This is a genomic window from Paenibacillus sp. VMFN-D1 (genome assembly GCF_003386155.1).
Classification (GTDB): Bacteria; Bacillota; Bacilli; order Paenibacillales; family Paenibacillaceae; genus Paenibacillus_AQ; species Paenibacillus_AQ favisporus.
The window spans coordinates 550,228-572,761 of sequence record NZ_QRDU01000002.1; the positions used below are offsets into that span (position 1 = coordinate 550,228).

Genomic DNA, 22,534 nt, shown 5'->3' on the forward strand with positions numbered 1-22,534 from the left:
TGCTTCCGGGAGAACATCCTGCTAAGATGTAAACAACAAATTGATAATATCAAATTGATATTATTGATATCTCATCATTACCCTCATCGGTCACGGTGATCTGTGAAGGCGTAATGGAGCAGCTGGAGGGAACGGACATGGGAAAATGGTTTAAAGGATGGAGCACCTACGAGCTGGTATGGCTCGGCGTATTTTGCGGAATTGCGGTGGGACTTACGGTGATCATGAAGGATAGCCTGTTCGGGTTTACCGTGTTTCTGACCGGCGTGCTGTGCGTGGTGCTGGCGGCGAAGGGCAACCTGATGAGTTATGTATTCGGGATGTACAACACGTTCGGGTATGCGTACCTGGCTTATACGAACGGGATTTACGGGGAGATGCTGCTGAATCTGCTGTTCTTCGTTCCGATGAACGTGGTCGGCTTTTTCCTGTGGCGGAAGCATCAGGACGGCGGCAAGCTTGAGATGCGTCGCATGAACCTTCGAGGGATTCTGTGGACCGGAGCGGCCTGCGTGCTGGGCAGCGTGATAATTGGTTTTTTCCTGTCGCTGATACCGACGCAGAACTCGCCGTACATCGATGCGATCACCAACGTGCTGTCGGTTGTCGCAACCTTCCTGATGGTATGGCGTTATAAGGAACAATGGCTGGTGTATATCGTACTGAATGCTTTTACCGTGCTGCTGTGGGTGCTGCGTACCCTGGACGGCAGTCCTGACGGGCTGCTCATGATCGTCATGTGGAGCGCGTATCTCATCAATGCGGCATACGGTTATTACACTTGGACCAAAGGGGCAAAGGAGGCTTACCGATGAAAAAGCTGGGACTGACGTTGGGGAAATTCGCCCCTTTTCATAAAGGGCATCAATACATGGTGGAGACGGCGTTGAAGGAAGTGGATGAACTGATCGTGGTCATTTACGATACGACGGTCACGACCATTCCGCTGCATATCCGCGCAGGCTGGATCCGGAAGCTGTATCCGGGCGTCAGGGTGATCGAAGCGTGGGACGGTCCGGACGGTTATTCGAATGACCGGGAGCATGAAATCCGGGAGGAGCAGTATATTTTGGGGCTGCTTGACGGCGAGCAGGTTACGCATTTCTATTCGAGCGAGTTTTACGGCGAGCACATGAGCAAGGCGCTTGGCGCCGTGGACCGCCGCGTCGATGAGGCGAGGGGCGTGGTGCCGATTTCGGCGACGATGATCCGGGAGGACCCGTATAAGCACCGGCAATTTGTAAGTGACATCGTATACCGTGATCTTATAACGAAGGTGGTCTTCGTCGGAGCAATGTCGACGGGCAAGTCAACGCTGACGGAGGCGCTGGCCGGCAAATACAACACAACTTATGCCAGCGAATACGGCCGGGATTATTGGACAAAGCATCAGGTGGACCGGCGGATCAGCTTCGAGGCTTTTGATGAGATTGCGGCGGGGCATATCGAGCGCGAAGAGAAGGCGCTGCTGGAGGCGAACCGGTATCTGTTCGTGGACACGAACGCCATCACGACGTATATGTTCGCGCTGGATTATCACGGCCGGGCTCCGGAGCTGCTGACCCGGCTGGCGCTGGAGAACGCCGGCAGATACGATCTCTTTTTCCTGTGCGAGGACGATATTCCATATGACGATACGTGGGACCGCAGTGGGGACCAGAAGCGGCATGTATTCCACAAGCAGATTATCGCTGATTTGAAGGAGCGCCGGATTCCTTACATCCCATTAAGGGGATCGCTGGAGGAGCGGATCAAGCAAGTCGAGGAGGTACTGAAGGCGTTTGTTCCGTACAGCAACTATTTTGGAAGCCTTGTTTAAGTCGGTCCAATTATTGGATTAAAGAGGGGGCTGCTGGTAGAATAGAGAACGGATTGCTAGATTGGCCTGGAGCCTAAGGCTCGGGCCGGCTAATGAATAGGGAACATTCAACAGGAAAGAGGGGGATTTCATTGGCTGTGATCGGAATCGATCTGGGAACGACCAACAGCCTGGTGGCCTGCTGGGCCCAGGACCGTGCGGTGGTCATTCCCAACGTGCTTGGAGAACATTTGACACCGTCCATCGTCAGCGTGGACGAAAACGGCGAAATTGTGGTCGGCCGGATTGCCCAGGAGCGCTTAATTACCCATCCGGAGCGGACGGCTGCCACTTTTAAACGATTTATGGGAACAGAGAAAAAGTACGAGCTTGGACCTCACTCCTTTACACCGGAGGAACTGTCGTCCTTTGTATTGAAGGCCTTGAAAGAGGACGCCGAGAGCTACCTGGGCGAACCTGTGACGGAGGCGGTGATCAGCGTCCCGGCATACTTCAACGATGCCCAGCGCAAAGCGACGAAGCACGCCGCCGAAATCGCCGGTCTGCGTGTCGAGCGGCTGATCAGCGAGCCGACCGCGGCGGCGGTGGCTTACGGCCTGCACCAGGAGCAGCCGGAAACCCAGTTTCTCGTATTCGACCTGGGCGGAGGAACCTTTGACGTCTCCATCCTGGAGCTGTTCGAGGGAGTCATGGAGGTGAAGTCTATCGCGGGGGACAATTTCCTTGGCGGTGAAGACTTTACGGAGCTGCTTGTGACGCATTTTCTGGAGACGCACCAAATGGAGTGGGAGGCGCTGGACCCGAAAACAAGATCGGCTATACATAAACAGGCGGAGAGCTGCAAGCTTGCCTTGGGACGGGAGGCGTCGGCTGAAATGGCTTTGGCGATCGATGGAACCCGGTATGAAGTGCGGCTTGACCGTAACGAATTTGAAAAGCTGGCCCATCCGCTGCTCCTGAGGCTGCGCCAGCCGATCGAGCGGGCGCTGCGAGACGCGTCCTTGTCCCCATCCGATCTGGATGCGGTGATCCTGATCGGGGGAGCCACCCGAATGACGCTTATTAAAAGCGTCATCGGCCGCATGTTTGGCCGCATGCCGTACAGCGACATCAATCCGGATGAGACGGTTGCCGTCGGCGCGGCCATCCAGTCGGCGCTGAAGGAGCGGAATGAGGCGCTGAACGAGATGATCCTTACCGATGTATGCCCGTATACCCTGGGTACCAGCATTGTGCAGGAACTGGGCAAAGGGGGATTCTCATCGGGGCATTTCTTCCCGATCATCGAGCGCAACACGCCGATACCGGTCAGCCGGATTGAACGGCTCTGCACGGTATCTGACAACCAGCGGCGGTTAACCGTTGATATTTATCAGGGCGAGAGCCGGCGCGTCGAGAACAACATCAAGCTCGGCGAGATCCACATTAAGGTGCCGCCGGCCCCTGCCGGCGAACAGAAGATTGACGTCCGTTATACCTATGACATTAACGGGATTTTGGAGGTCGAGGTGACCAGCGTTGCAACCGGCGAGAAGAAGCGCGCCGTCATCGAGAAGAACGCCGGCAGCATGACGAAGGAAGAGATCGAGGCGCGTCTGCTGGAGCTTCAGGATATCAAAATTCACCCGAGAGACCGGGCGGAAAACCGGCTGCTGTTGGCCAGGGGCGAGCGGCTGTACGAAGAGGCGCTGGGCGAGAGTCGGGAAGTGATCGCTGCCTATATCGGACAGTTCGAAAAGGCACTGCACACCCAGGACGACCGCGAAATCAAAAAAGCTGCGGAGGTCTTCAAGGATCGACTGGAAGAGCTGGAAAGGTGGATGAGCTTCACATGAACATCTGGGAAAGGTTGGGGATCGAGCGGACCACGGAGCTGCGCATCATCAAGAAGGCTTATGCCGCCAAGCTGAAGCAGCATCATCCCGAGGACGATCCCGAGGGCTATCAGCAGCTTAGGGAAGCTTATGAGGCTGCATCCAAGTTCGCCAAGGAGGCCAATACAACGGTACGTGAGCCGGCTGAGGCTGAGGATGAGCTTTCCATGCCGATCTACCCGCCGGAGGATACCAAAGGCGAAGTTGATCAACCTGGTGCGCCTAATGCACAAACCACATACTCAAATGGAATATTCCAAGCCAAGGCAAGCGTTGATCCGGTCAGCCTGTGGATTCATCAGGCCGAGGAACTGTACGACGACTTTCCGGCACGGATTCGGGTGGAGTCGTGGGAGCGGCTGCTGAACGAGGATATCGTATGGGACGTCGAACGCGGGCCGGAACTGCAGCATGCGTTCGTGTCCTTTCTGATGTCCTGCAGGCATCTCCCGCGAGACGTTTGGCAGCTGCTGGACGGCACGTTTTACTTTACGGACGATCCCGAAGAACTGCGGGAACGGTATCCGACGTATTTTGCCGAATACATCCTGCAGCAGCTGGACGGATCACGGGAGCTGCGTTATGACTCGCTCGCTAACGCTCCCGTAGGGGATGCCGCGGACATTGAGAGATTTTTGGATCTGCGGGAGTCTGCGCTGGATATGCTGATGGAAGGCGAGCTGGAAGAAGCGGAAGCATGCTTGTCCGAAGCTTCGGCGTGGTTTGCGGACGATCTGGATCTGCAGCTGCTTTGGGGAAAATATAACCTGGCCGCGGGCGACCGGCAGGAAGCGCTGAAATGTTTCGGCCATGCGATCCTGCTGCAGCCGGATGATCTGGAGGCTTACCGGTACGCGGCACAGCTTCGATACGATGATCAGCGGTATGAAGAGGCGCTTTCGGATTGCGAGCGCATTTTGGCTGCCCATCCGGACGATCAGGATGCGCTCTGTTTAGCGGGACGGTGCCTCACCGCGATGGGACGGATATCGGAGGCCAAGGAACGGATGAAGCGTTCTTTTGACATAAACAATCAGCATATGAGCACCCTGATGTACTGGTCGTCTACTGCAAATAAGCATCACTATGATCAGGGGAAGATCGACCCGGCCGAGCACCGCAAAGTGGTCAAAAACAATATTATATTCGACGGTTTTTTATTTCTTCGGTTAACTTGGCTTTATATTTTTGTGTATATCGTGCTGCAGTTGTTTTTTGACGTGCCCGTTATCGTCACGGGGGTGTTCGTGGCCATTCTGCTGTGGTATTTATACAGAACGTTAAGAGCACACCGGGTGCTATCAACCTAGATAATGGAGGACGACATGCGCAGCGATTACAAGAAGAAGCAAATTAAACAGCTGGAGCTGTACTTCCGCAGTCTCTCCAGCGTATGCATCGACAGCGTGCTGGCTTATTATTATGTGCCGTACGAGTTTTTGAAATTTGAGCGTTACCTCGGGAACCGGGTTTTGAAAAAGGGGCTGCGGCTCTGGGACATCAAGGATGCCGAGTCTTTAAAGACCCGGATTCGCTGGCTGCTGGAGGACGGGAACCGTGACGATTATAAGGCCCTGCACGCCGAACTGTCGGCGCTGCCGGAACAGGCACGGCAAAACTGGATGGAGGCATCCAAGGACTATCCGAAATATGCCCGGATGAGCGTGGTTCAGACGTTTTTGCTGCAGCTGCCCGCCGGAGAAATAGCCGCCTTCGGGGGCGGCTGGGCGATTTTCTTGAGCCGGATCGGACTCGCTTACGGATATTTGACGAAGGAAGAGGCCTGGGCCATTAAATTGGAAGCGGCCGGGTATGTGCAGCAGCATTACCGCAGCTGGGAAGAGTATTTGATCGCATTTATGGCCGGCAGCCGCTTTTGGAAACCGGAGGAGCAGTTTGCAAATGTAGTCTATATCATGACCCGCGGACAGACGCTGCTGGGGATGGGTACCTTCGCTTCCCGGAAGGCGCCATGGGATATTCCGCTTGAGCCGGGAGGTGAACGAGCAGCGTACCGCAAGGAATCGGCCAGCCTGGATGCCTGAGGCGGTGATCAATGGGCATGCGGGTCACAGGGCCTTTAGATTGTGGGGCTTAAGTACGCTGGATGCTCTTAAAGGGGGGATTTGGATGTATACCTTGGAAGAACTCCGGAAGGCATTCCGGAAAGGGACCAAGCTAAAGTATGTATTTTTCTGGGGGCACCAGCCCGCGGCGGACGGTTCTATTTCGAAGAGCTGCTTCAGCCAGTGGTGGGAAGCAAAGTTTACCGTGGACGGTGTGGAGTATGCGAGTGCCGAGCATTATATGATGGCCGAGAAAGCCAGGCTGTTCGGTGACGAAGAGATCCGAGAACAGATTCTCGCAGCCAAGCATCCGAAACATGCCAAAGATCTGGGGCGGAAGGTGAGAGGATTCGATCCGGCCGTATGGGACCGGGAAGGGTACTCCATTGTGGTCCAGGGAAACGAAGCGAAGTTTTCCCAAAACGACGATTTGAAGCAATTTCTGCTGGGTACCGGGCAGCGGGTGCTGGTAGAGGCAAGTCCCGTGGATTCGATCTGGGGCGTTGGGTTGGCCGCTGACGACGAGGCGGTCCTGAACCCGCTGCTGTGGAAAGGGAAGAACCTGCTTGGCCTTGCCTTGATGGAGGTTCGGGACCGGCTGCAGGCGAAAGAAGCCTAGCTGCATACGAAACATGCGTGTCGTGCGTGCGGGGCCTAGCGGGAGTGAAGAACTTGGCAGCCGTAAGGAACACGCTGGCAATGAGGAGCACATTGGCAATGATGAGCATGCCGTCGGTGAGGAGCTTGGCAGGAAGTCAGGATCAGTCGATCGTAGGAAAAGGGCTGCAAATCGAGGGTCATGCTAGATTGTGGAAAAGGGCTGCAAATCGAAGGTCATATGCAAAAAGGTCGTTGTCGGTTACTCAGCGTAACGGGACAACGACCTTTTTATATGCCATAACTTTGCGTTTGATGAGACGGTCCTTCGGCTTAAGTCAGGGCGCCTTCCTGCTTTTTAAAGAACGTACGCAGCGCCTGATAGACTTCGCCCTTTTCCTTGATGACGTAATACATGAACTGATCGAGTTTGATATTCCGGTACGCGGACATCAGCGTGCTGCTCCGGTTGTACTGGTTGACCTCTCCGTAACCGAACATGTTGCTGACTTTAAGCAGCTCGCCAATCAGCCGCACGCAGCGTTCGTTATCGGAAGTCAGGTTGTCGCCGTCCGAGAAATGGAACGGATAAATATTGTACTTGGCGGGCGGGTAGCGCCGGTCGATGATTTCCAGCGCTTTCTGGTAGGCGGACGAGCAGATCGTGCCCCCGCTTTCGCCCCGGGTAAAGAAATCTTCTTCGGTGACTTCTTTGGCCTCCGTATGATGGGCCACAAAGACGATGTCGACCTTTTCGTATTGGCGGCGCAGGAAGCGGGTCATCCAGAAGAAGAAGCTGCGCGCACAGTATTTTTCAAACGTGCCCATCGACCCGGACGTATCCATCATCGCAATGATGACCGCGCTGGAATGGGGAACGACGACGTCCTCCCACGTTTTGTAACGCAGATCGTCGGGGCTGATATGGTGAATTCCCGGCTTGCCGCTGGTGGCGTTGCGCCGCAGATTTTCCAGGATCGTCCGCTTCTTGTCGATGTTGGACTGCATGCCTTTTTTGCGGATATCGTTGAACGTGATCGATTCGGTTTCGACTTCCTGCTGCTCTTTCGGCTTCATATTCGGCAGCTCCAGCTGATCGAACAGCATGTTCTCCAAGTCTTCGAGGCTGATCTCGGCTTCCATAATGTCCTGGCCGGGCTGGTCGCCGGCTTTTTCCCCTTGACCCGGCTTTTGCACCGGATCCCTGCCCAGCACGTCTCCCACCTGGCTGTCGCCGTCTCCCTGGCCGACATGCTTTTGCTTCTGGTAGTTATAAATGAAACGGTATTCATCGAGGCTCCGGATGGGCACCTTGATGATTTGCTTACCGTCCGACATCACGATGTTTTCTTCTGTGATCAGGTCGGGCAGGTTCTGCTTGATAATTTCCTTAACCTTCTCCTGATGGCGGACCTGATCCTGGTACCCTTTCCGGTGCAGTGACCAGTCCTCCTTGGACACCACAAACAGCGAATGATCGTCTGATGGCATGTTCAGGCACCTCCCATGTTCCCATACTCAGCACAAACTTTGGCTTGTTAAACATTTATATTCACGGGCGGGGACGATATGTGATGACGCAAGAGATAAAATAAGAAGTTTGCCGCACCCAAATATATGAAATTTTGCGAGAATCGCTCCTATGGATGAGATAGGCGTTCCGATGCCGGTGATCTCACGCTGGCTATTGCCAAAAGTCAGCAGTTTGGGCTATAGTGGTTGTGAAATTAAATAGGAATGCGGGTGCTGGATGAAGTCCGGCTGAGATGGCAGCCTTATGCTGCGGACCGTTAATCTGATCCAGGTAATGCTGGCGTAGAGAATATCATTCGAATTGCGGTGCCATTCGTGTATTTCTCGAATGGTTTTTTTGTGTTAACCGGGTAAGAGGGCGCTTTCGCAAGACGAGGGCTTACCCTTCGCGATGATAGAAGCCGGCATGAAATGGAGGGAATGGCAAAAGGGAAGAGAGGAGAAGCAGTCATGGTCGATTTTCGTCTGTATGCGATTACTGGCGAGACGTTCCATCCGGGACGCCGGCTGGTGGACGTGATGGAGCAAGCTATTCGGGGAGGCGCGGACATCGTTCAATTCCGCGACAAAACAAGCGGCAGGGAAGAGCTGCTGCGCAAGGCGGCGGAGCTGCGGGAGCTGACCCGCCGCTACGGTATCCCTTTTATCGTGAACGATCACGTTGATATCGCGATGGAGGTGGATGCGGACGGGATTCACCTCGGTCAGGGCGATATGCCGATCGCGGAAGCCAGAAAGCTTGTCGGTTCCAAGATCATCGGCATATCCACCCATGCGATTTCGGAAGCGCAGCTCGCCGAAGCGGAAGGGGCGGATTATATCGGCGTCGGGCCGATCTATGCGACGGCCACGAAAGCGGATGTGGTGGATCCGGTCGGTCTTTCGTACATTCGGGAAGTCGCCGAGGTCATCAAGATCCCGTTTGTGGCGATTGGCGGCATCAAGCTGGGCAACGTGGACGAAGTGATCCGGGCCGGTGCGAGCCGCGTCTGCGCGGTGAGCGAAATCGTCGGCAGCCCTGACCCGGAAGCGGTATGCCGGGCGTTCATTCACAAGCTTGAAGGTAGAGGAGGAGCGGCGGATGGAACTGGTCATTAACGGAACAAAGCGGGAGCTGGCGGCCGAGACGGTAGCCGATGTTCTCCGCCTGCTGGGGCTGTCCGGCAGGCCGGTCATGGTGGAAGCGGACGGACAGGTGCTGAAGATCGAGCAGTGGGAGACGACTCCGGTCGTACCTGGAATGAAGCTGGAGCTGGTCCATTTCGTAGCGGGAGGTTGAGGGGGAAAATGAGCAGAGATAATTGGCAGGTTGGCGGACAGGAACTGTCGTCGCGGTTGTTTTTGGGGACCGGGCTGTTCCCCGATCCTTATGTGCAGATGGAGGCGATCAAAGCTTCGGGAACCGAGGTGCTGACGTTCGCTATCCGCCGGATCCATCTCGATTCGGTGGAGGATGACTCAATTCTGCAGCATGTGGAGCCCCAGAAATACATCTACCTTCCCAACACGTCCGGGTCGACAACCGCCGAAGAGGCGGTCCGGATTGCCCGGCTGGCGCGGGCTTCGGGACTCAGCGACTGGATCAAGGTGGAGATTAGCGCCAATAAGCGCACGCTCCTGCCCGATCCGATTGAAACGTTAAAAGCGACGGAAATATTGGTCAAGGAAGGTTTTACGGTACTGCCGTATATCTCCGACGATCCGGTGATCTGCAAAAAGCTGGAGGAGGCCGGGGCAGCCGCGGTTATGCCCGGCGCAGCGCCCATCGGGACCGGCCTCGGCATTCTGAATCCGTACCATCTCGGATTGATCGTGGAGGAGCTGTCGGTCCCTGTCATCGTAGATGCGGGTCTGGGGACAGCCAGCGACGTGGCGCTCGCGATGGAGCTGGGAGTCTCCGGCATTCTGATGAATACCCCGGTGGCCAAAGCCAAAGACCCCGTGATGATGGCCCGGTCGATGAGGCTGGCGGTTGAGGCGGGGCGTTTGGCCTACTTGTCCGGGCGGATTCCGAAGAAGAAATATGCTTCGGCCAGCAGCGGCCTGGAATCGCTCGTCATCGAATAAAAAAGGATGGACAGGGGGCTGTAACAATGAGCGGAGACATCATTGTCATGGGGGGCGGCATTATCGGATTATCCTGCGCGCTGGAGCTGCGCCGCCGCGGCCTGAACGTCACGCTGCTTGAAAAGGGACCCTGCGGCGGGCAGGCCTCCGGCGCGGCGGCAGGGATGCTCGCTCCGTATTCGGAGAACGTGGAGTCCCCGGACGAATTCTTTCGGTTGTGCCGTGAGAGCTTGTCGCTGTATCCGCAGTGGCAGCAGGCGGTGAAGGACATCTCCGGCGTTGACTTCGAGTATGCCGAAACCGGCAGCCTGTACGTCGTGAGGCATGAGGCGGATTTGCTGGCGCTGGAGAGCCGGCTGGAATGGCAGCGGAGCTGGGGCTCCGGTGGCGAAATATTAACGGGAAGCGCGCTGTTCGATGCCGAGCCGGGACTGACCCGCGAAGCAGTAGCCGCCCTGTGGACTCCGGTGGAGAGCCATGTGTATGCCCCGGATTTGACGGAAGCGGTCAAACGGGCCTGCCTGGCCTCCGGCGTGCAGATTCATGAGCATCTTGGCCGGATCGAACTGGCTGAATGGCGGGAGCGGGTTGCGCTGTGGGCGCAAAATGGCGAGCGGTTTGAAGCGGACCGGCTGCTGATCAGCACCGGTGCGTGGGTACAGGAGATGTCGGAGACGCTTGGCATCCGGATTCCCGTGTACCCGATCCGGGGGCAAATTTGCGCCTACGCCTGGAGCGAGGAGCGCGAGCGGCTTCGGCATCTGGTGTTCACCAGCCAGGGGTACCTGGTACAAAAAGAGAACGGAACCCTCGTGTGCGGCGCCTCGGAGGATATCGCCGGGTTCGATACGTCCGTTACGGACAAAGGGATCCGGCGGCTGACGGAGTGGAACAAGCAAGTGCTGCCTGTTCTTGGTGAGGTGCAGCCGTTTCACCGCTGGGCGGGACTGCGCCCGGCGGTGCTGGACGGCCGGCCGCTGATCGGGCGGCTGAACGATGCCGGCCATATTTTTGTGGCCGCGGGTCATTACCGCAACGGCATCCTGCTCAGCCCGGTCACGGCCGCGCTGATCGCCGATAGCGTGGAGGGCAAGCCGCTGCCGGAGTGGTGTGGAGCGTTCCGGCCGAACCGGTTCGGTGAGGTGCAGGCGGGCGCTTTTTCGTGGAAATAAAGGATTGACGACGTTAAACATTACTTGTTCTAGCTGATAAAAGTACGGACAATATAAAGTTATTCGTTTGGCATGAGGCACATGGCAAAGCAGGAATGCATTCCTGCTTTGTTTTTTTTGTGTCGGGCGACGTAAAACTACTTGAAGAACACGCATCTTATATATCCATTAAACCCATATAATTGAAGTGATGATGTATAGTGACAATTAATGACAAATTTTGCGAAAATCCTGTAGTATACTACAAGTAGTCCTATGCTTAATAGGAAAGAAGTTTCACAGGAATACATAAGGAGGTGCGGCTGCTTAGGGCCACGCGTGGGCAAGCAGTCCCGTCGGTTAAGAAAACATATTTTTAGCAAGAGAGTTTAGGCTTAGAGCTACAAAGGGAACAGCAGCACAGAAGGTCCGGGAAGAAGTAGAAAGTTAGATTGTACCAGAATGTCAGGAGGATAAGGAAGCTAGAGGATCAGTGAATTTATGAGGAAACAGGAAATTCAAGAAGCTGCATATTTTAAAAGATTGGAGCGGAAGAAGTATGTTCAAAGCGATGTTGATGACCATTTTTGCCGGGGCGATGATTCTTGGAACGGCAGGAGCAATCGAGCAGCCCATGCCGGCCGCCGCGGCGGCGGCTTTTAAGGACGTGTCTGTGTCCCATTGGGCGTATCAGGCCATTAACGATGCGGTATCCAAAGGTTATCTCAAAGGAGACGGCAGCGGAAAATTCAGACCAAACGACCCGGTTACACGGGCTGAATTTGCTGCGATTTTGGCCAGGGTGTCGACGAACGAAAACGCTGGCGGAGCTGCGGCATTTTCCGATTTGGCCGGGCACTGGAGCGAAAAGGAAGTGAGCGAGGCGGCGGGGAAAGGCTTTTTCAGTCCGGCCGATTACACAAACGGCTTTAAGCCGGGCATTCCACTGACGCGGGTGGAAATGGCGAAGTGGATGGCCTCGGGACTGGCGGCCCGCGACGGAGAGTACAAGCAGGCGTTTGAGGACACGAAGGACACCATCGTTCCGGTGACGGAGTATTACAAAGGTGGCTTGAACAAGGCCGACTATCCGTATGTGTCAGTTATGCTGGGAACGGGACTGATGTCCGGGTACCCGGATGACAGCTTCGGCGGCGGCAAAACGACCACGCGCGCGGAGGTGGCGGTGATCATTCAGCGTTACGAGACGACGCAGACGAAGGAGCCAAAAGCGTTCAAGGGATTGAACGAGCTGCGGGAAGTGGGGACGACGGGGACGAATCTCCGGACGGTGATTCCGGCGTATCAGTACGCTGAGGGTCATGAACTTAAAACGATCCTGGGTAAAGACGTCAGCCTTCGAAACAATACTGGAAAAGTTAAAATATATCATTATATTTTCATGAGTGGGCTGAGCGCGGACCAAACGGGAAGTATTTATGGGCGGATGTTTGTGGATGAGGAGACACCCTTTTTTGCAGAAACCTACCAGGTATTTATTGATTCCTCTGTACTTCCAGGAAAAGATGGATTTAAGGACTCTACATACACTACTGGTTTAAAATACTCTTTGCATGGAGGAAGTAGGGTGTTTGGATCCTCACCAAAAATATTTGGCTATATTACCTTACCGTCTGAAGGTGGGGTGGACTTTTTCAAAAAAGGAGAACAAACTAGATTTTGGTCTAGATCATCTATTAAGAGGTTTGTAAAGTATGGAGAATCAGAAATTCAAAGTGTTTTTGCTGACGACGGTACTTACGGATCAATATTAATGTGGAAGTAACCTATTAAGGGGTGGCGAATAGGTGAGATTCCAAATAAATTGTAGAGAATGTATCAGTAAAATCCTTGTTTTAACGTTCATAATAAGCAGTCTTTGGATAAATTCAGGTATAGCTAGGTCAGAAAGTTACCCACCTGATAGTAAAATTACACCCCCTGGACCTCAGTCTCGGCAAGCTGTGATTAAGAATGTGACTGCTACAGCAAGTGCGAATCCAGGAGTATATTGGTACCAACTCAACGATGGGTCATTTAGAGCTGACCGCAATGATGGAAATATTTCAGATACTGCTGTAATGGCTGGGACTAATGATGCCCCTTATCCTGTTGTAACGGAGACAGCAGCAAAAATAAACACTTTAGATTACCAACCTGGTAATTTTCAGGATGCAGCGGGTCAGCAAATTCCAAAGGTAGCAATAGAAAATATGAAACTGATAAAAGAAGAAACATCGTTTGGGGAAGAACTATATTTTCATCCTGGGAGTCATAATCCTAACTTAGCGATATTGGATGATAATGTAAGCATCATGATGTATATCTTTACAGGGGGACCAACGTTCACCAATCGAACAAAACTTGACATTGAAGAACGACCAAATGGCTATCCAAAGTTCCAGGTTCGGTATGACATTTACTTAAATCTTAAATGGGAAGGCACCGCTAAAGAAATCAAGGAAATGCGGGTGACTCCCGCGAGTGCATCGATGAAACCCGGGGAGAAGAAGAACTTTAAAGCCGAGGTGCGCACGAAGCCTTTCAGCGTGAAGGGCGATACAAGCTTTGGCGACTTCGTTGATGTGACCACCCGAACCGAAACGGTGTGGAGCTCCGACAAAAGCGCGGTGGCGACGGTGGACAGCAGTGGGAACGTGACCGCCGTAGGCAAAGGCACGGCCAAAATCACGGCCGTATGGAAAAGCGGCCTCTACTACCTGTACGGCACAGCCACCGTGACTGTCGGCGATGGAGGCGGAGATGGACCGCCGCCGGTCGATCCCCCGGATCCCGCGGTAAGCTGCACCGAGCCGGCGCCGGGTCAATCGATGACCGGCAAATACATGGACCCCGTCGTGACAGCCAAAATCAAAGCTGATGCCCGCGGCAGCGAGCGCTTTGACGTGCTTCAGGGCATTCCGACCTCCGAGAGCCTATACGGCAATGTGCTCGCCCGGAATCACCTGTACCAGGACAAGTTCGTACAGATGACCGGGACGTGCACATATACGGTTAACGTAACCAAGGAGTACACGCTGAAGTGGGATCCGGGCAAGGAAGTGCCGAACGCCGATGGCAAAGGAACGCATATCGAGCCGGATCCGCAGAGCGAGACCGAAAGCAAAACGTATACCTACCAAATTGAGCGGCGGTATGCTTTCTGGAAAATCGATAACCTGGAAGTCTACCAAATCCGCGAGGCGATTCTCGACAATTACGCCCTGCCGGGCGGCCGGATTGCGATCCAGCCGAGTGGGTACAGTCCACCGTATTATGCCGCTGCGACGACTGGGAATTACGATCCGCCAGCTCCGCCCGGAGAGCTTACGGCTGCCGGACAGACGCTGACCGGGGGCAAGTCCAAGCCGTCGGTGCCGAATGACGAAGGCGCCCTAAAAGGGGAAGCGGAGAAAGCCGTCGGCAAAATCCAGGTGACGAATGACTCGCTGGTCTTTAACGGACAGACGATAATGAACAACCAGAAGGTTGAGGAATCCGGCCCGACACCGTCGCAGATTCCCGAGCCACCCCAGATTGGCGATAACGTGCTGTACAGCCCGGGAAATCTGATCGATCGCAGCAAAACCAATAAAAAGGATACGCCGAGCGCGGGCAAAATCGAATATGACCTGATGCCGGGAAATATAAACGGCGGGCAAAACCAGGAGTTTCCGATCTACGGCATCAACACCGTGACGGTCCATACGCCGGTGGTCAACTATTCCTCCGTGTCGGACGACGCGGCCCACAACCAGAAAACGAATCCGGACGCCGGCCGGTCCGCCCTGATTCTGGAACGCCCGTTCACGGTCCGGATTCCGACGAGCGGGCAGCATGTCAGCTATCCAGGTTACGGCAACCGGGATTACGCCAAGTATTTCCGCACCAAGCAGGTCAAGTTCCCTTTTGACGTGTATGATGGGAACCGGACAACCTTTATTCCGAAAAATACATGGGTGGACATTCCGGTCGGCCAGCTGGACACGACCTTTTATTTGCCGGTATGGGTGGACGAAGGTCCATACCAGATCGCGTTTCGCAATATTGCCGAAAATGCCCCGGCCGATTATACGCAGCAAAATGACGCCAATACAAGCCTGGTGCATCATGCCGCATACGATGAGGTGGCGGTTGATGTCATTGGACGGCTGTACGATTTTCATGTGACGGATATTGCCGATTACAATTGGGAGACCGTGTTCCGGTCCCAGAAGGGCAGCGCGTTCCAGACGGGCGTCTCCTATTGGGTTGGTCAGAAAGGGATCGATGGCGATCCGCGGGGCAATGCAGCCGTCTTTACGCTGCCGATCCGTCCGGGAAGCAGCCCGCTGCAGGGTTTCAAGAACGTGTCCGTCAAGACCGGGTACCACTTCAAGTTTGATTTTAAAACGAAAGGGAATATGTTCGGCCCGCTGGATGGCATCCGCATCACGCCAACCTTCTATTATGTCAGAAAAGACGGGAAGGCCGTCAACGGCCGCGGGGATACGCGGATTCCGGTGGATCTGTACTACAGCACCAGCTCGAAGCATTTTGTGAAAATCGGCTCGTCCGCGGATCAGGTCCAGCGTTACGTCATCTTAAATGACCGGCTCCGGAACGTGCCCGCGCAGGAGCTGCGGGATACGGCAGGCTACAAGTTTAATCATGGCGGCGCAGCCGGGGGGATGAACCGGAACGAATATATCAACAGCTATGTAAACAAGTATACGAAGCAAAAGACGCCGGTCGGAAGCTACAGCCTGCTGATTCTGCCTGAGCAGCTGCGGACGTTTCTCAGCCTGAAGGACCCCGTACCTGAATCGGTGAACCGCGAACGGGCGGACGTATCGATCCAGAAATGGTACGGCGAGTACAGCCTGCCGGCCGATCCTTATGTGGTCGAAGCGGGCACGAATGTGGCGGAATACGGGCGCACGCACGGCGGGCTGGACGACAAGTCCCCGATTTTTCTAAAGAACGGCTACATCGTCGTGAACTTCAATATCGAGTCCATTCAGGCGGGCGACTTGAAAAATCCGCATTTGCAGTACATTTACGCCCCGCTGATGAATCAGTGGCAGATGGAAGGCTTTAACCGGAACATCCAGGATGCCTACGGGAACCGGTTTGCGCTAAAAGACGGCGACGTCGTCTTTTACCAGACCGATCAATCCAGCAGGGATGACTTCAGCAGCCAGGTGCCACATTAACGGGAAATCAGTATAAAAGGGCTGCCCTTAGGTCCGTTTGTGACCTTTGGGGACAGCCCTTTTTTTTGTGCGCTAAATGTATCAGCCTTTGACCGATCCGGCGGCAATGCCCTCCACGATCCGATTGCTGAGCACCAGGAAGATGACGAGGATTGGCAGGATGCTGATCATCAGCGTCGCCCCGATGGCGCCCCAGTCGGTCGTGTACTGTCCGACGAAGTTCTGGACGCCGACCGTCAAGGTCTTCAGGTTGTCCGAGCTGATGAAGGTGTTGACGAAAATAAACTCGTTCCAGTTATAAATCATGTTGATGATCGCAGCCGTGGCAATAACGGAGAACGTCATCGGCATGACGATCCGGAAGAACATGCGGTTCACGGAGCAGCCATCCATAATGGCGGCCTCTTCCACTTCCCGCGGCAGCGCGTAATAGAAGCCGAGCAGGATCATGATCGTAATCGGCAGGTTAAAGGCGGTGTAGGACAGGATGATGCTGAGCTGGTTGTCCGTCAGCCCCACTTTTTGAAACAGGATGAACAAAGGAATCAGGGTCGAATGCACCGGGATCATCATGCCCACCATGAACAGGCCGAGGACGAGGGAGCTGAGCTTCCAGCGCATCCGGGTGATCGCAAAGGTCACGAAGCTGGCGAGCAGAATCGTCAGCACGACGGCGATGACGGTGATCAGGACGCTGTTAATAAAATAACGGCCGATATTTCCCTGCTGCCATACGTTTTCATAGTTCTCCCATTTGGGATGGCTGGGGAGGGCGAAAGGAGGAAGATTGAATACCTCCTGGTTATTCTTCAAGGAAAACAAAAGCAGCCATACCAGCGGCAAAATTTGCAGGACCGCTCCCGCAATCAGCACGACATAGAGCAGGCCGGTGCCGATTCTGGCGCCGACAGGCCGGGAAGACCGCATCACGGAAACGGATACGGCCGGACTTGCGGTTCTCATCATAAGCACCTCCTCTTATCAGGAATATTGAATCGTGTCTTTGGAGGCGGTTGCCTTGCGGATCGCCCAGGTGGCGACCATGCAGATGATCAGCAGGAAGAAGCCGATCGCACTGCCGTAGCCGAAATCGAATCCGCGGAACGCCTTTTGATACATATAGGACGCCATCACTTCGCTGGCCCCGTTCGGCCCGCCGTCTGTCATGACGTAGATCAAATCGAAGTATTTCAACGAGCCGACGACGGCCAGCACAATCGTGACTTTGACGACCTCGGAAACCAGTGGCAGCTTGATTCGGAGGGCAATCTGCCACGGATTGGCTCCGTCGATCCGGGCTGCTTCAATGAGCGATGCCGGAATGTTTTTCAGGGCGGCGTAGTAGATCAGGATGTAGAAACCGGCGTACTGCCATAGAATCGGAATGAACAGGGCGTACAGCACGAGCTTCGGATCCGACAGCCACGCTGGGGGATCCTCCACGCCCAGCGATACGAGAAACGTATTGAGGATGCCGTTTGTCGGATGGTAGATTTTCAGCCACAGCTGGGCAATGGCTACCGAAGAGAGCAGCATTGGAATCAAATAGATTTTCCGGAGAAGTCCTGCCCCTTTAATGTTCCCAGCCAGGATCAGTGCAACGATCATATAAACGGCAAGGCTCACCGTCGATAGGACTGCGAATAATAATGAATGGTACACGCTGTTCCAAAATGCGCTGTCCTTCATCAGGTTGGCGTAGTTCTCCATCCCGATAAAACTCATGCTGCTGACGCCATCCCATTTCATCAGGCCGTAGTATCCGGTAAGAACGATGGGAATATAAATGATGGCCATAATCAGAAGCAGGGACGGCAGCACGTATAGGGCGATGATTTTTTTGTTCGACATCATTTTGTCCATAACTAAGAAGCCTCCTTACGATGCTAGTCGGAGAAAAAAACGCCTACCGACGTACATTCACAGTAGACAGACCGCGATTTAGAGGAAGTTTTTCTTGCGATATAAGGAAGCCCGATTTTATCCTTTCTTATATCTTAGAGAAAAGGACGCCCCGTCGGAGCTCGCCGGTTCGTCCTTTCATCCCCTACCATGACGGCTACTTGCCGGTCTTTAGTGCCTCTTCCTGCTTTTTGGCGAATTCCTCCGGTGTGATGGCATTGCCGAGCAGTGCCTGGATCAGGTTGTAATGTTCTTCTGCGGCACCCGGTTTCATTTGTACGTCCAGATAGAGAATGACTTTGCTGGCGTTATTCAGTTCGTTCAAGACGTCAATGAACATTTGCGGCAGCTTGACACTGGAGGTGTCGACCTTTGTTCCCGGGATAATGCCAGCGTCAACCACGGACAGCTCACCCCATCTTTTGACGAAGTAGTTGACGAACTTTTTGGCATCCTCTTTGACCTTGGAGTTTTCGGAGACGAACATACCGACGCCGACGCCGCCGACCCAGTCATTAATGTTCCCCTTGCCGCCTTCGATCGTCGGGAATTTGAAGAAGCCGATCTTGTCCTTGAATTCCTGCGGGATGTCCGGATTGGTCGTATAGTTTGGCACTTCCCACGTTCCCATAGCGTACATGGCCGCTTTCTCGTTCATGAATTCGGATTTGGCCTCGTCGTTGGAAAGCCCGTTAAAGCCTTTTACAAAGGCATTGCTTTTCACCAAATCCTGGGCCTCCTTGGCGGCCTGGATCAGGCTTGGATCGCTGAATGTGCTGCTGGCTACTGCCTGATCCTGCACGTCTGGACCACCGAGCCGCTCAGCCAGGTACATGTACCAGAAGGAGCCGGTCCAGGCGTCTTTCGATCCTAGCGCGATCGGGGTGACTTTGTTGTCGTTCAGCGTTTTGATGATATTTTTGAATTCTTCATAGGTTTTCGGCGGCTGCAGATTGTATTTGGCAAAAATCTCTTTGTTGTAATAAACAGGCACGATGTTCAGCTCGACGGGCAGCGCGTATGTTTTACCGTCCACGGCGTAGGCTTCGGTCGTTCCCGCTACAAATTTGTCTTTCAGGTCACCTTGAAGCAGGTCGTCCAGCGGAGCAAACATGTTGCCTTTAACGTACGGCTCCAAAAATCCGGCAGCCCATGTAAAGCCAACGTCCGGCAGGCTGTTGGAGGCGGAGAGGACCTTCAGTTTATTTTTATACTGCTCGTTCTCAAGCACTTCCGTTTCGACTTTGACGTTCGGGTTGGCCTGCTCGTATTCGCTGATGATTTGCTTCGCCAGCTTGTTCTGGGCGGAATTGCTGCCGTCCGGCCACAGGTGCATCATTTTGATCGTGACTTTATCACCGGACCCACCGGATGAACTCCCGCCGCCGGCGGCCGTCTTGCCGTCGTCCGAACTGTTTTTACTTCCGCCGCAGGCCGACAGCACGAGTGTCAATGCCAGCAGCAGCATGGATGCGGATAACCATTTCTTTTTCATAAATGCCCGTTTCCCCCTTCGTATCATCGCGAGAGATGTATGCGCTTTCCCTCTGAAGCCAAGTGTAGCATCCCGTATTAGGAGGACATAAGGGCACAGCGTTTGGGTATAGTTCCACTTTATTTGGGTGCTGCCTGACCGCCTTTGCGGTAGGCGCCAGGGCTTGCGCCTTCGTAGTCCTTGAAGACCTTGTTAAAATACTTGGTTGTCTGATAGCCGACACGTTCGGCGATTTCCGAGACCGGCAGCTTGGTCTGCAGGAGAAGCTCCTTGGCCTTCTGGACTCGGAGCCTGGTGACGTATTCGATAAAGGTCATATCCATCTGCTCCTTAAAAAGGACGCTGAAATAGCTGGGGTTTAAATGGACGTGATCGGCCACTTCCCGCAGACCGAAGCCTTGATCCAAATGCTGCGACACGTATTGAAGCGCTTCTTGGACCGGCTCTGCCAGCGTATTCACGTCCCCGGTGGCGTCAAGGAGCTTGCTGTCGACCATGCGCTGGATTTTGCTCATCCGCGAGCGTTCCTCCTGAACCTGGAGCGCCTTCTCTACAGCATCGAACAGCTTGTCCTTGCGGATCGGCTTGAGCAAATAATTGACGACGCCCAGCTGGATCGCCTGCTGCGCATACTCGAATTCGGCGTAGCCGGAAATCAGAATAATGGCCGGCTGGGCGGCCGGTGATCCGGATTCCAGCTGCTGCACCAGATTCAGTCCGCTGATCTCCGGCATGCGGATATCGGTAATAAGCAGATCGACCGCCTCGCGCTCCAGCAGGTCCAGGGCGTCGCGGCCGTTGTCCGCCGAAATGACGCTGCATGCGCCGTTCCCCCAGGTTTCCAGCATGCGGGTCAATCCTTGTCTCGTTCGGGGTTCGTCATCTACGACTAAAATCGTTTTCGATTTAACCATCATTACATCTCTCCTGTCTGGATCCCTGTCTGGATCGGAATGGTTAAGCTTACCCGGGTGCCACGGTGGATTTGGCTGTCGATCGCCAGCCCAGATTCATCCGGCCGGTCCCCGCCGTAGTAGAGCTTGATCCGCTGCTGGACGTTAAAAATCCCCATGCCGGAGCCTTTGAAGGGCGGCGTCCTTCCGGTCTGGAGCGCCGTGACGATCCGGCGGAGGCTGTCCTCGTCGATGCCTTTTCCGTCGTCGGTCACCGTGACGACCAGATGCATCTGATCCGCGGACAGGGAGACGCCGACCGACACCTTGCCGGGGCCGATCCGGCCCTCAATGCCGTGCAGGATGGCGTTCTCCACCAAGGGCTGGATCAGGAGCTTTGGCATCGGCACCGATGCCAAGGCCGGCGGCGACGAGATCGACCAGGACAGCCGGTCGCCGAGCCGCATTTTCATGATAAGCAGGTAGCGCTCGATATGCTCAAGCTCATCCTCAAGCCGGACCCATTCCTCCTTGCCCGGCCCGGTGATCGTATAGCGGAACAGATCGGCCATCGCCACGACATATTCGGCCAGCTCGTCTTCGTCTTTTTCCATGAGAGACCAGTACAGCGCTTCAAGCGTGTTAAACAGAAAATGGGGATGGATTTGGGCCTGCAGCGCTTTCAATTCCGTGCGGCTCTGCAAAATCTCCTTCTCGTAAACGAGCCCGATCAGCTCGTTCATATGCTCAACCATTTGGTTGTAGGAGTGATTCAGCTCGTTGATTTCGATGGTGGACGAAATTTGCACCGTCGGCTTGAGGCCGCTGAGCCGGGCGCTGCGCATCGTCTTGATCAGGCGGAAGACCGGCCGCGTGATCAGGGTCGACAGCAGGAAGGACAGCAGAATGAACAGGATGCTGCCGATGCCCGCGGAGACCAGGATCGCGGTGCGCAGTACGGAAATGCCGCTTGTGATCGCGCTGATTGGCGTCAGGATCAGCAGTGTCCATCCGGTCAAGGCGGACTGCTGCTTGACGAGCATGTACTTTTGTCCGTCGATGGCGACGACTGCGTCGTTCGTATCCACCAGGGACTTGATGCGCCAGGGCGTGACCTGGTCGTCGTTCACGGCGATGAGGCTGTAGTTCCGGTCGGCAAGCAGCATCGTTTCGCGGCCGCCATCCTCGTTCAGCGCCTCGTTGATTTGAAAAATCTCACGGTTCATCCGGATGAGGAGATACCCTCCCGGCCTGAACCATTGGTCCATCAGACTGACGCTGCGGATCGCCAGCACGGAATTCGGATCCAGCGGATCGATCCCGATCCAGACGATGCGCCCTTTTTCCTCGCGGGCGTTATCGATCCATTTCTGGCTGATTCTGCTGTTCAGATGGCCTTCATCCAGCGGGAACAGCCTGCGTTTGCTGCCGCTGTACAGCTCGACCGAGTTGACGCCGTCGGCATAGGTCTGAACGATTTTGATGCTGTTCAGCAAGGACTGGCGTTCCGAGAACGTCGCGTGCCTGCCTGCCGACTCGTTCAGCAGCACCTGCTGAACGTAGGTATTGGTGGCGACCTGAGTGGTCAGGGAATCGATTTGGTTCAGAACGGCCTCAAGCCTTCCGCTCGCCTGAATGGCCGTTTGTTGAATGTGCTTCTCCGCGTTGTTTTTCAGCAGCCTGGAGACTGTATCGAAGTTCACGATCCCCACGACCGACAAAATAATGAGCATCACAAACAGAAAGCCGAAGAGCATTTGGTTCCGGAGCGTGTTGAACCGGTTCAGTTTCGTTCGCATCAGGGTCAACCTTTCTGAACGGAAAGTGGTATGGAAGAGGAATGACATAGTTGAAATGTAACCTAAGTCAGCGGTTTCTGTCATTATCCTTTTTCAGGCGGGTATGGCGTAAAGATGCAGAAAGAGAACGGTTTCTTTTTTAC

At 54.6% G+C, this 22,534-nt stretch carries 18 protein-coding genes and 1 riboswitch; of the genes, 12 read left to right on the forward strand and 6 right to left on the reverse strand.

Going from position 1 to position 22,534, the window contains the following annotated elements; genetic code table 11:
* Positions 1-137: 137 nt before the first annotated feature.
* The 6 genes from pnuC to C7820_RS18015 all read left to right on the forward strand — a co-directional run bounded on the left by pnuC (position 138) and on the right by C7820_RS18015 (position 6,378).
* A complete protein-coding gene (gene pnuC, locus C7820_RS17990; RefSeq protein WP_116232667.1) occupies positions 138-815 on the forward strand; it encodes a nicotinamide riboside transporter PnuC in 678 nt (225 codons plus the stop codon).
* On the forward strand, positions 812-1,819 hold the full coding sequence (locus tag C7820_RS17995) for an AAA family ATPase (RefSeq protein WP_116232205.1): 1,008 nt from the start codon (positions 812-814) through the stop codon (positions 1,817-1,819). The genes pnuC and C7820_RS17995 overlap by 4 nt, the downstream gene beginning before the upstream one ends.
* A gap of 131 nt (positions 1,820-1,950) precedes the next feature.
* Complete coding sequence (locus C7820_RS18000; protein ID WP_116232206.1) at positions 1,951-3,654, forward strand: molecular chaperone HscC; 1,704 nt, start codon at positions 1,951-1,953, stop codon at positions 3,652-3,654.
* The gene (locus C7820_RS18005) at positions 3,651-5,003 is read left to right on the forward strand and encodes a tetratricopeptide repeat protein (protein ID WP_116232207.1); all 1,353 of its coding nucleotides are present in this window, start codon (positions 3,651-3,653) and stop codon (positions 5,001-5,003) included. Before C7820_RS18000 ends, C7820_RS18005 begins: the two co-directional genes overlap by 4 nt.
* A 15-nt stretch (positions 5,004-5,018) precedes the next feature.
* Positions 5,019-5,738, forward strand: a complete 720-nt coding sequence (locus tag C7820_RS18010) for a DUF1266 domain-containing protein (RefSeq protein ID WP_181909108.1) — start codon at positions 5,019-5,021, stop codon at positions 5,736-5,738.
* Between the two features lie 85 nt (positions 5,739-5,823).
* Positions 5,824-6,378: a riboflavin biosynthesis intermediates N-glycosidase gene (locus C7820_RS18015; RefSeq protein WP_181909109.1), complete on the forward strand. Its 555-nt coding sequence runs from the start codon at positions 5,824-5,826 to the stop codon at positions 6,376-6,378.
* A gap of 311 nt (positions 6,379-6,689) precedes the next feature.
* On the opposite strand, the gene yhbH is transcribed toward C7820_RS18015, so the two are convergent.
* Positions 6,690-7,847, reverse strand: coding sequence for a sporulation protein YhbH (yhbH, locus tag C7820_RS18020; RefSeq protein ID WP_089545766.1), 1,158 nt, complete (start codon positions 7,845-7,847; stop codon positions 6,690-6,692).
* Positions 7,848-8,085: 238 nt separating this feature from the next.
* A riboswitch (TPP riboswitch) is annotated at positions 8,086-8,195 on the forward strand.
* Between the two features lie 144 nt (positions 8,196-8,339).
* On the opposite strand from yhbH, the gene thiE reads away from it, so the two are divergent.
* The 6 genes from thiE to C7820_RS18050 all read left to right on the forward strand — a co-directional run bounded on the left by thiE (position 8,340) and on the right by C7820_RS18050 (position 16,302).
* On the forward strand, positions 8,340-8,987 hold the full coding sequence (thiE, locus tag C7820_RS18025) for a thiamine phosphate synthase (protein WP_116232210.1): 648 nt from the start codon (positions 8,340-8,342) through the stop codon (positions 8,985-8,987).
* Positions 8,971-9,168 carry a sulfur carrier protein ThiS gene (gene thiS / locus C7820_RS18030; protein ID WP_089545768.1) on the forward strand — a complete coding sequence of 66 codons (198 nt, stop codon included), beginning with the start codon at positions 8,971-8,973 and terminating at the stop codon, positions 9,166-9,168. Before thiE ends, thiS begins: the two co-directional genes overlap by 17 nt.
* 8 nt (positions 9,169-9,176) lie before the next feature.
* Positions 9,177-9,956 carry a thiazole synthase gene (locus C7820_RS18035; RefSeq protein WP_116232211.1) on the forward strand — a complete coding sequence of 260 codons (780 nt, stop codon included), beginning with the start codon at positions 9,177-9,179 and terminating at the stop codon, positions 9,954-9,956.
* Positions 9,957-9,982: 26 nt separating this feature from the next.
* Complete coding sequence (gene thiO, locus C7820_RS18040; protein WP_116232212.1) at positions 9,983-11,128, forward strand: glycine oxidase ThiO; 1,146 nt, start codon at positions 9,983-9,985, stop codon at positions 11,126-11,128.
* Positions 11,129-11,666: 538 nt separating this feature from the next.
* Positions 11,667-12,893: an S-layer homology domain-containing protein gene (locus C7820_RS18045; protein WP_116232213.1), complete on the forward strand. Its 1,227-nt coding sequence runs from the start codon at positions 11,667-11,669 to the stop codon at positions 12,891-12,893.
* Between the two features lie 679 nt (positions 12,894-13,572).
* Positions 13,573-16,302 carry a DUF5704 domain-containing protein gene (locus C7820_RS18050; protein ID WP_258875299.1) on the forward strand — a complete coding sequence of 910 codons (2,730 nt, stop codon included), beginning with the start codon at positions 13,573-13,575 and terminating at the stop codon, positions 16,300-16,302.
* A gap of 81 nt (positions 16,303-16,383) precedes the next feature.
* Here the strand turns inward: C7820_RS18050 and C7820_RS18055 are convergent, their stop codons facing one another.
* The 5 genes from C7820_RS18055 to C7820_RS18075 form a co-directional block, all read right to left on the reverse strand.
* Positions 16,384-17,229, reverse strand: coding sequence for a carbohydrate ABC transporter permease (locus tag C7820_RS18055; RefSeq protein ID WP_258875327.1), 846 nt, complete (start codon positions 17,227-17,229; stop codon positions 16,384-16,386).
* A 54-nt stretch (positions 17,230-17,283) separates the two neighbouring features.
* Positions 17,284-18,165, reverse strand: coding sequence for a carbohydrate ABC transporter permease (locus C7820_RS18060; protein ID WP_116232216.1), 882 nt, complete (start codon positions 18,163-18,165; stop codon positions 17,284-17,286).
* A gap of 196 nt (positions 18,166-18,361) precedes the next feature.
* Positions 18,362-19,699 carry an extracellular solute-binding protein gene (locus C7820_RS18065; protein ID WP_076170537.1) on the reverse strand — a complete coding sequence of 446 codons (1,338 nt, stop codon included), beginning with the start codon at positions 19,697-19,699 and terminating at the stop codon, positions 18,362-18,364.
* A gap of 119 nt (positions 19,700-19,818) precedes the next feature.
* Complete coding sequence (locus tag C7820_RS18070; protein WP_116232217.1) at positions 19,819-20,613, reverse strand: response regulator transcription factor; 795 nt, start codon at positions 20,611-20,613, stop codon at positions 19,819-19,821.
* 2 nt (positions 20,614-20,615) lie between these two features.
* Positions 20,616-22,391, reverse strand: coding sequence for a sensor histidine kinase (locus C7820_RS18075; protein WP_116232218.1), 1,776 nt, complete (start codon positions 22,389-22,391; stop codon positions 20,616-20,618).
* Positions 22,392-22,534: the final 143 nt, after the last annotated feature.

What these genes read in the sequence shown, in the direction of transcription:
- C7820_RS18015 (WP_181909109.1), top strand. Translation starts at nt 5,824, where the DNA reads ATGTATACCTTGGAAGAACTCCGGAAGGCATTCCGGAAAGGGACCAAG.
- thiO (WP_116232212.1), top strand. Translation starts at nt 9,983, where the DNA reads ATGAGCGGAGACATCATTGTCATGGGGGGCGGCATTATCGGATTATCC.
- C7820_RS18060 (WP_116232216.1), bottom strand. Translation starts at nt 18,165, where the DNA reads ATGGACAAAATGATGTCGAACAAAAAAATCATCGCCCTATACGTGCTG.
- C7820_RS18035 (WP_116232211.1), top strand. Translation starts at nt 9,177, where the DNA reads ATGAGCAGAGATAATTGGCAGGTTGGCGGACAGGAACTGTCGTCGCGG.
- yhbH (WP_089545766.1), bottom strand. Translation starts at nt 7,847, where the DNA reads ATGCCATCAGACGATCATTCGCTGTTTGTGGTGTCCAAGGAGGACTGG.
- C7820_RS18075 (WP_116232218.1), bottom strand. Translation starts at nt 22,391, where the DNA reads ATGCGAACGAAACTGAACCGGTTCAACACGCTCCGGAACCAAATGCTC.
- C7820_RS18055 (WP_258875327.1), bottom strand. Translation starts at nt 17,229, where the DNA reads ATGCGGTCTTCCCGGCCTGTCGGCGCCAGAATCGGCACCGGCCTGCTC.
- C7820_RS18070 (WP_116232217.1), bottom strand. Translation starts at nt 20,613, where the DNA reads ATGGTTAAATCGAAAACGATTTTAGTCGTAGATGACGAACCCCGAACG.
- C7820_RS18010 (WP_181909108.1), top strand. Translation starts at nt 5,019, where the DNA reads ATGCGCAGCGATTACAAGAAGAAGCAAATTAAACAGCTGGAGCTGTAC.
- thiS (WP_089545768.1), top strand. Translation starts at nt 8,971, where the DNA reads ATGGAACTGGTCATTAACGGAACAAAGCGGGAGCTGGCGGCCGAGACG.
- thiE (WP_116232210.1), top strand. Translation starts at nt 8,340, where the DNA reads ATGGTCGATTTTCGTCTGTATGCGATTACTGGCGAGACGTTCCATCCG.
- C7820_RS18050 (WP_258875299.1), top strand. Translation starts at nt 13,573, where the DNA reads ATGCGGGTGACTCCCGCGAGTGCATCGATGAAACCCGGGGAGAAGAAG.
- C7820_RS18005 (WP_116232207.1), top strand. Translation starts at nt 3,651, where the DNA reads ATGAACATCTGGGAAAGGTTGGGGATCGAGCGGACCACGGAGCTGCGC.
- C7820_RS18045 (WP_116232213.1), top strand. Translation starts at nt 11,667, where the DNA reads ATGTTCAAAGCGATGTTGATGACCATTTTTGCCGGGGCGATGATTCTT.
- C7820_RS17995 (WP_116232205.1), top strand. Translation starts at nt 812, where the DNA reads ATGAAAAAGCTGGGACTGACGTTGGGGAAATTCGCCCCTTTTCATAAA.
- pnuC (WP_116232667.1), top strand. Translation starts at nt 138, where the DNA reads ATGGGAAAATGGTTTAAAGGATGGAGCACCTACGAGCTGGTATGGCTC.
- C7820_RS18065 (WP_076170537.1), bottom strand. Translation starts at nt 19,699, where the DNA reads ATGAAAAAGAAATGGTTATCCGCATCCATGCTGCTGCTGGCATTGACA.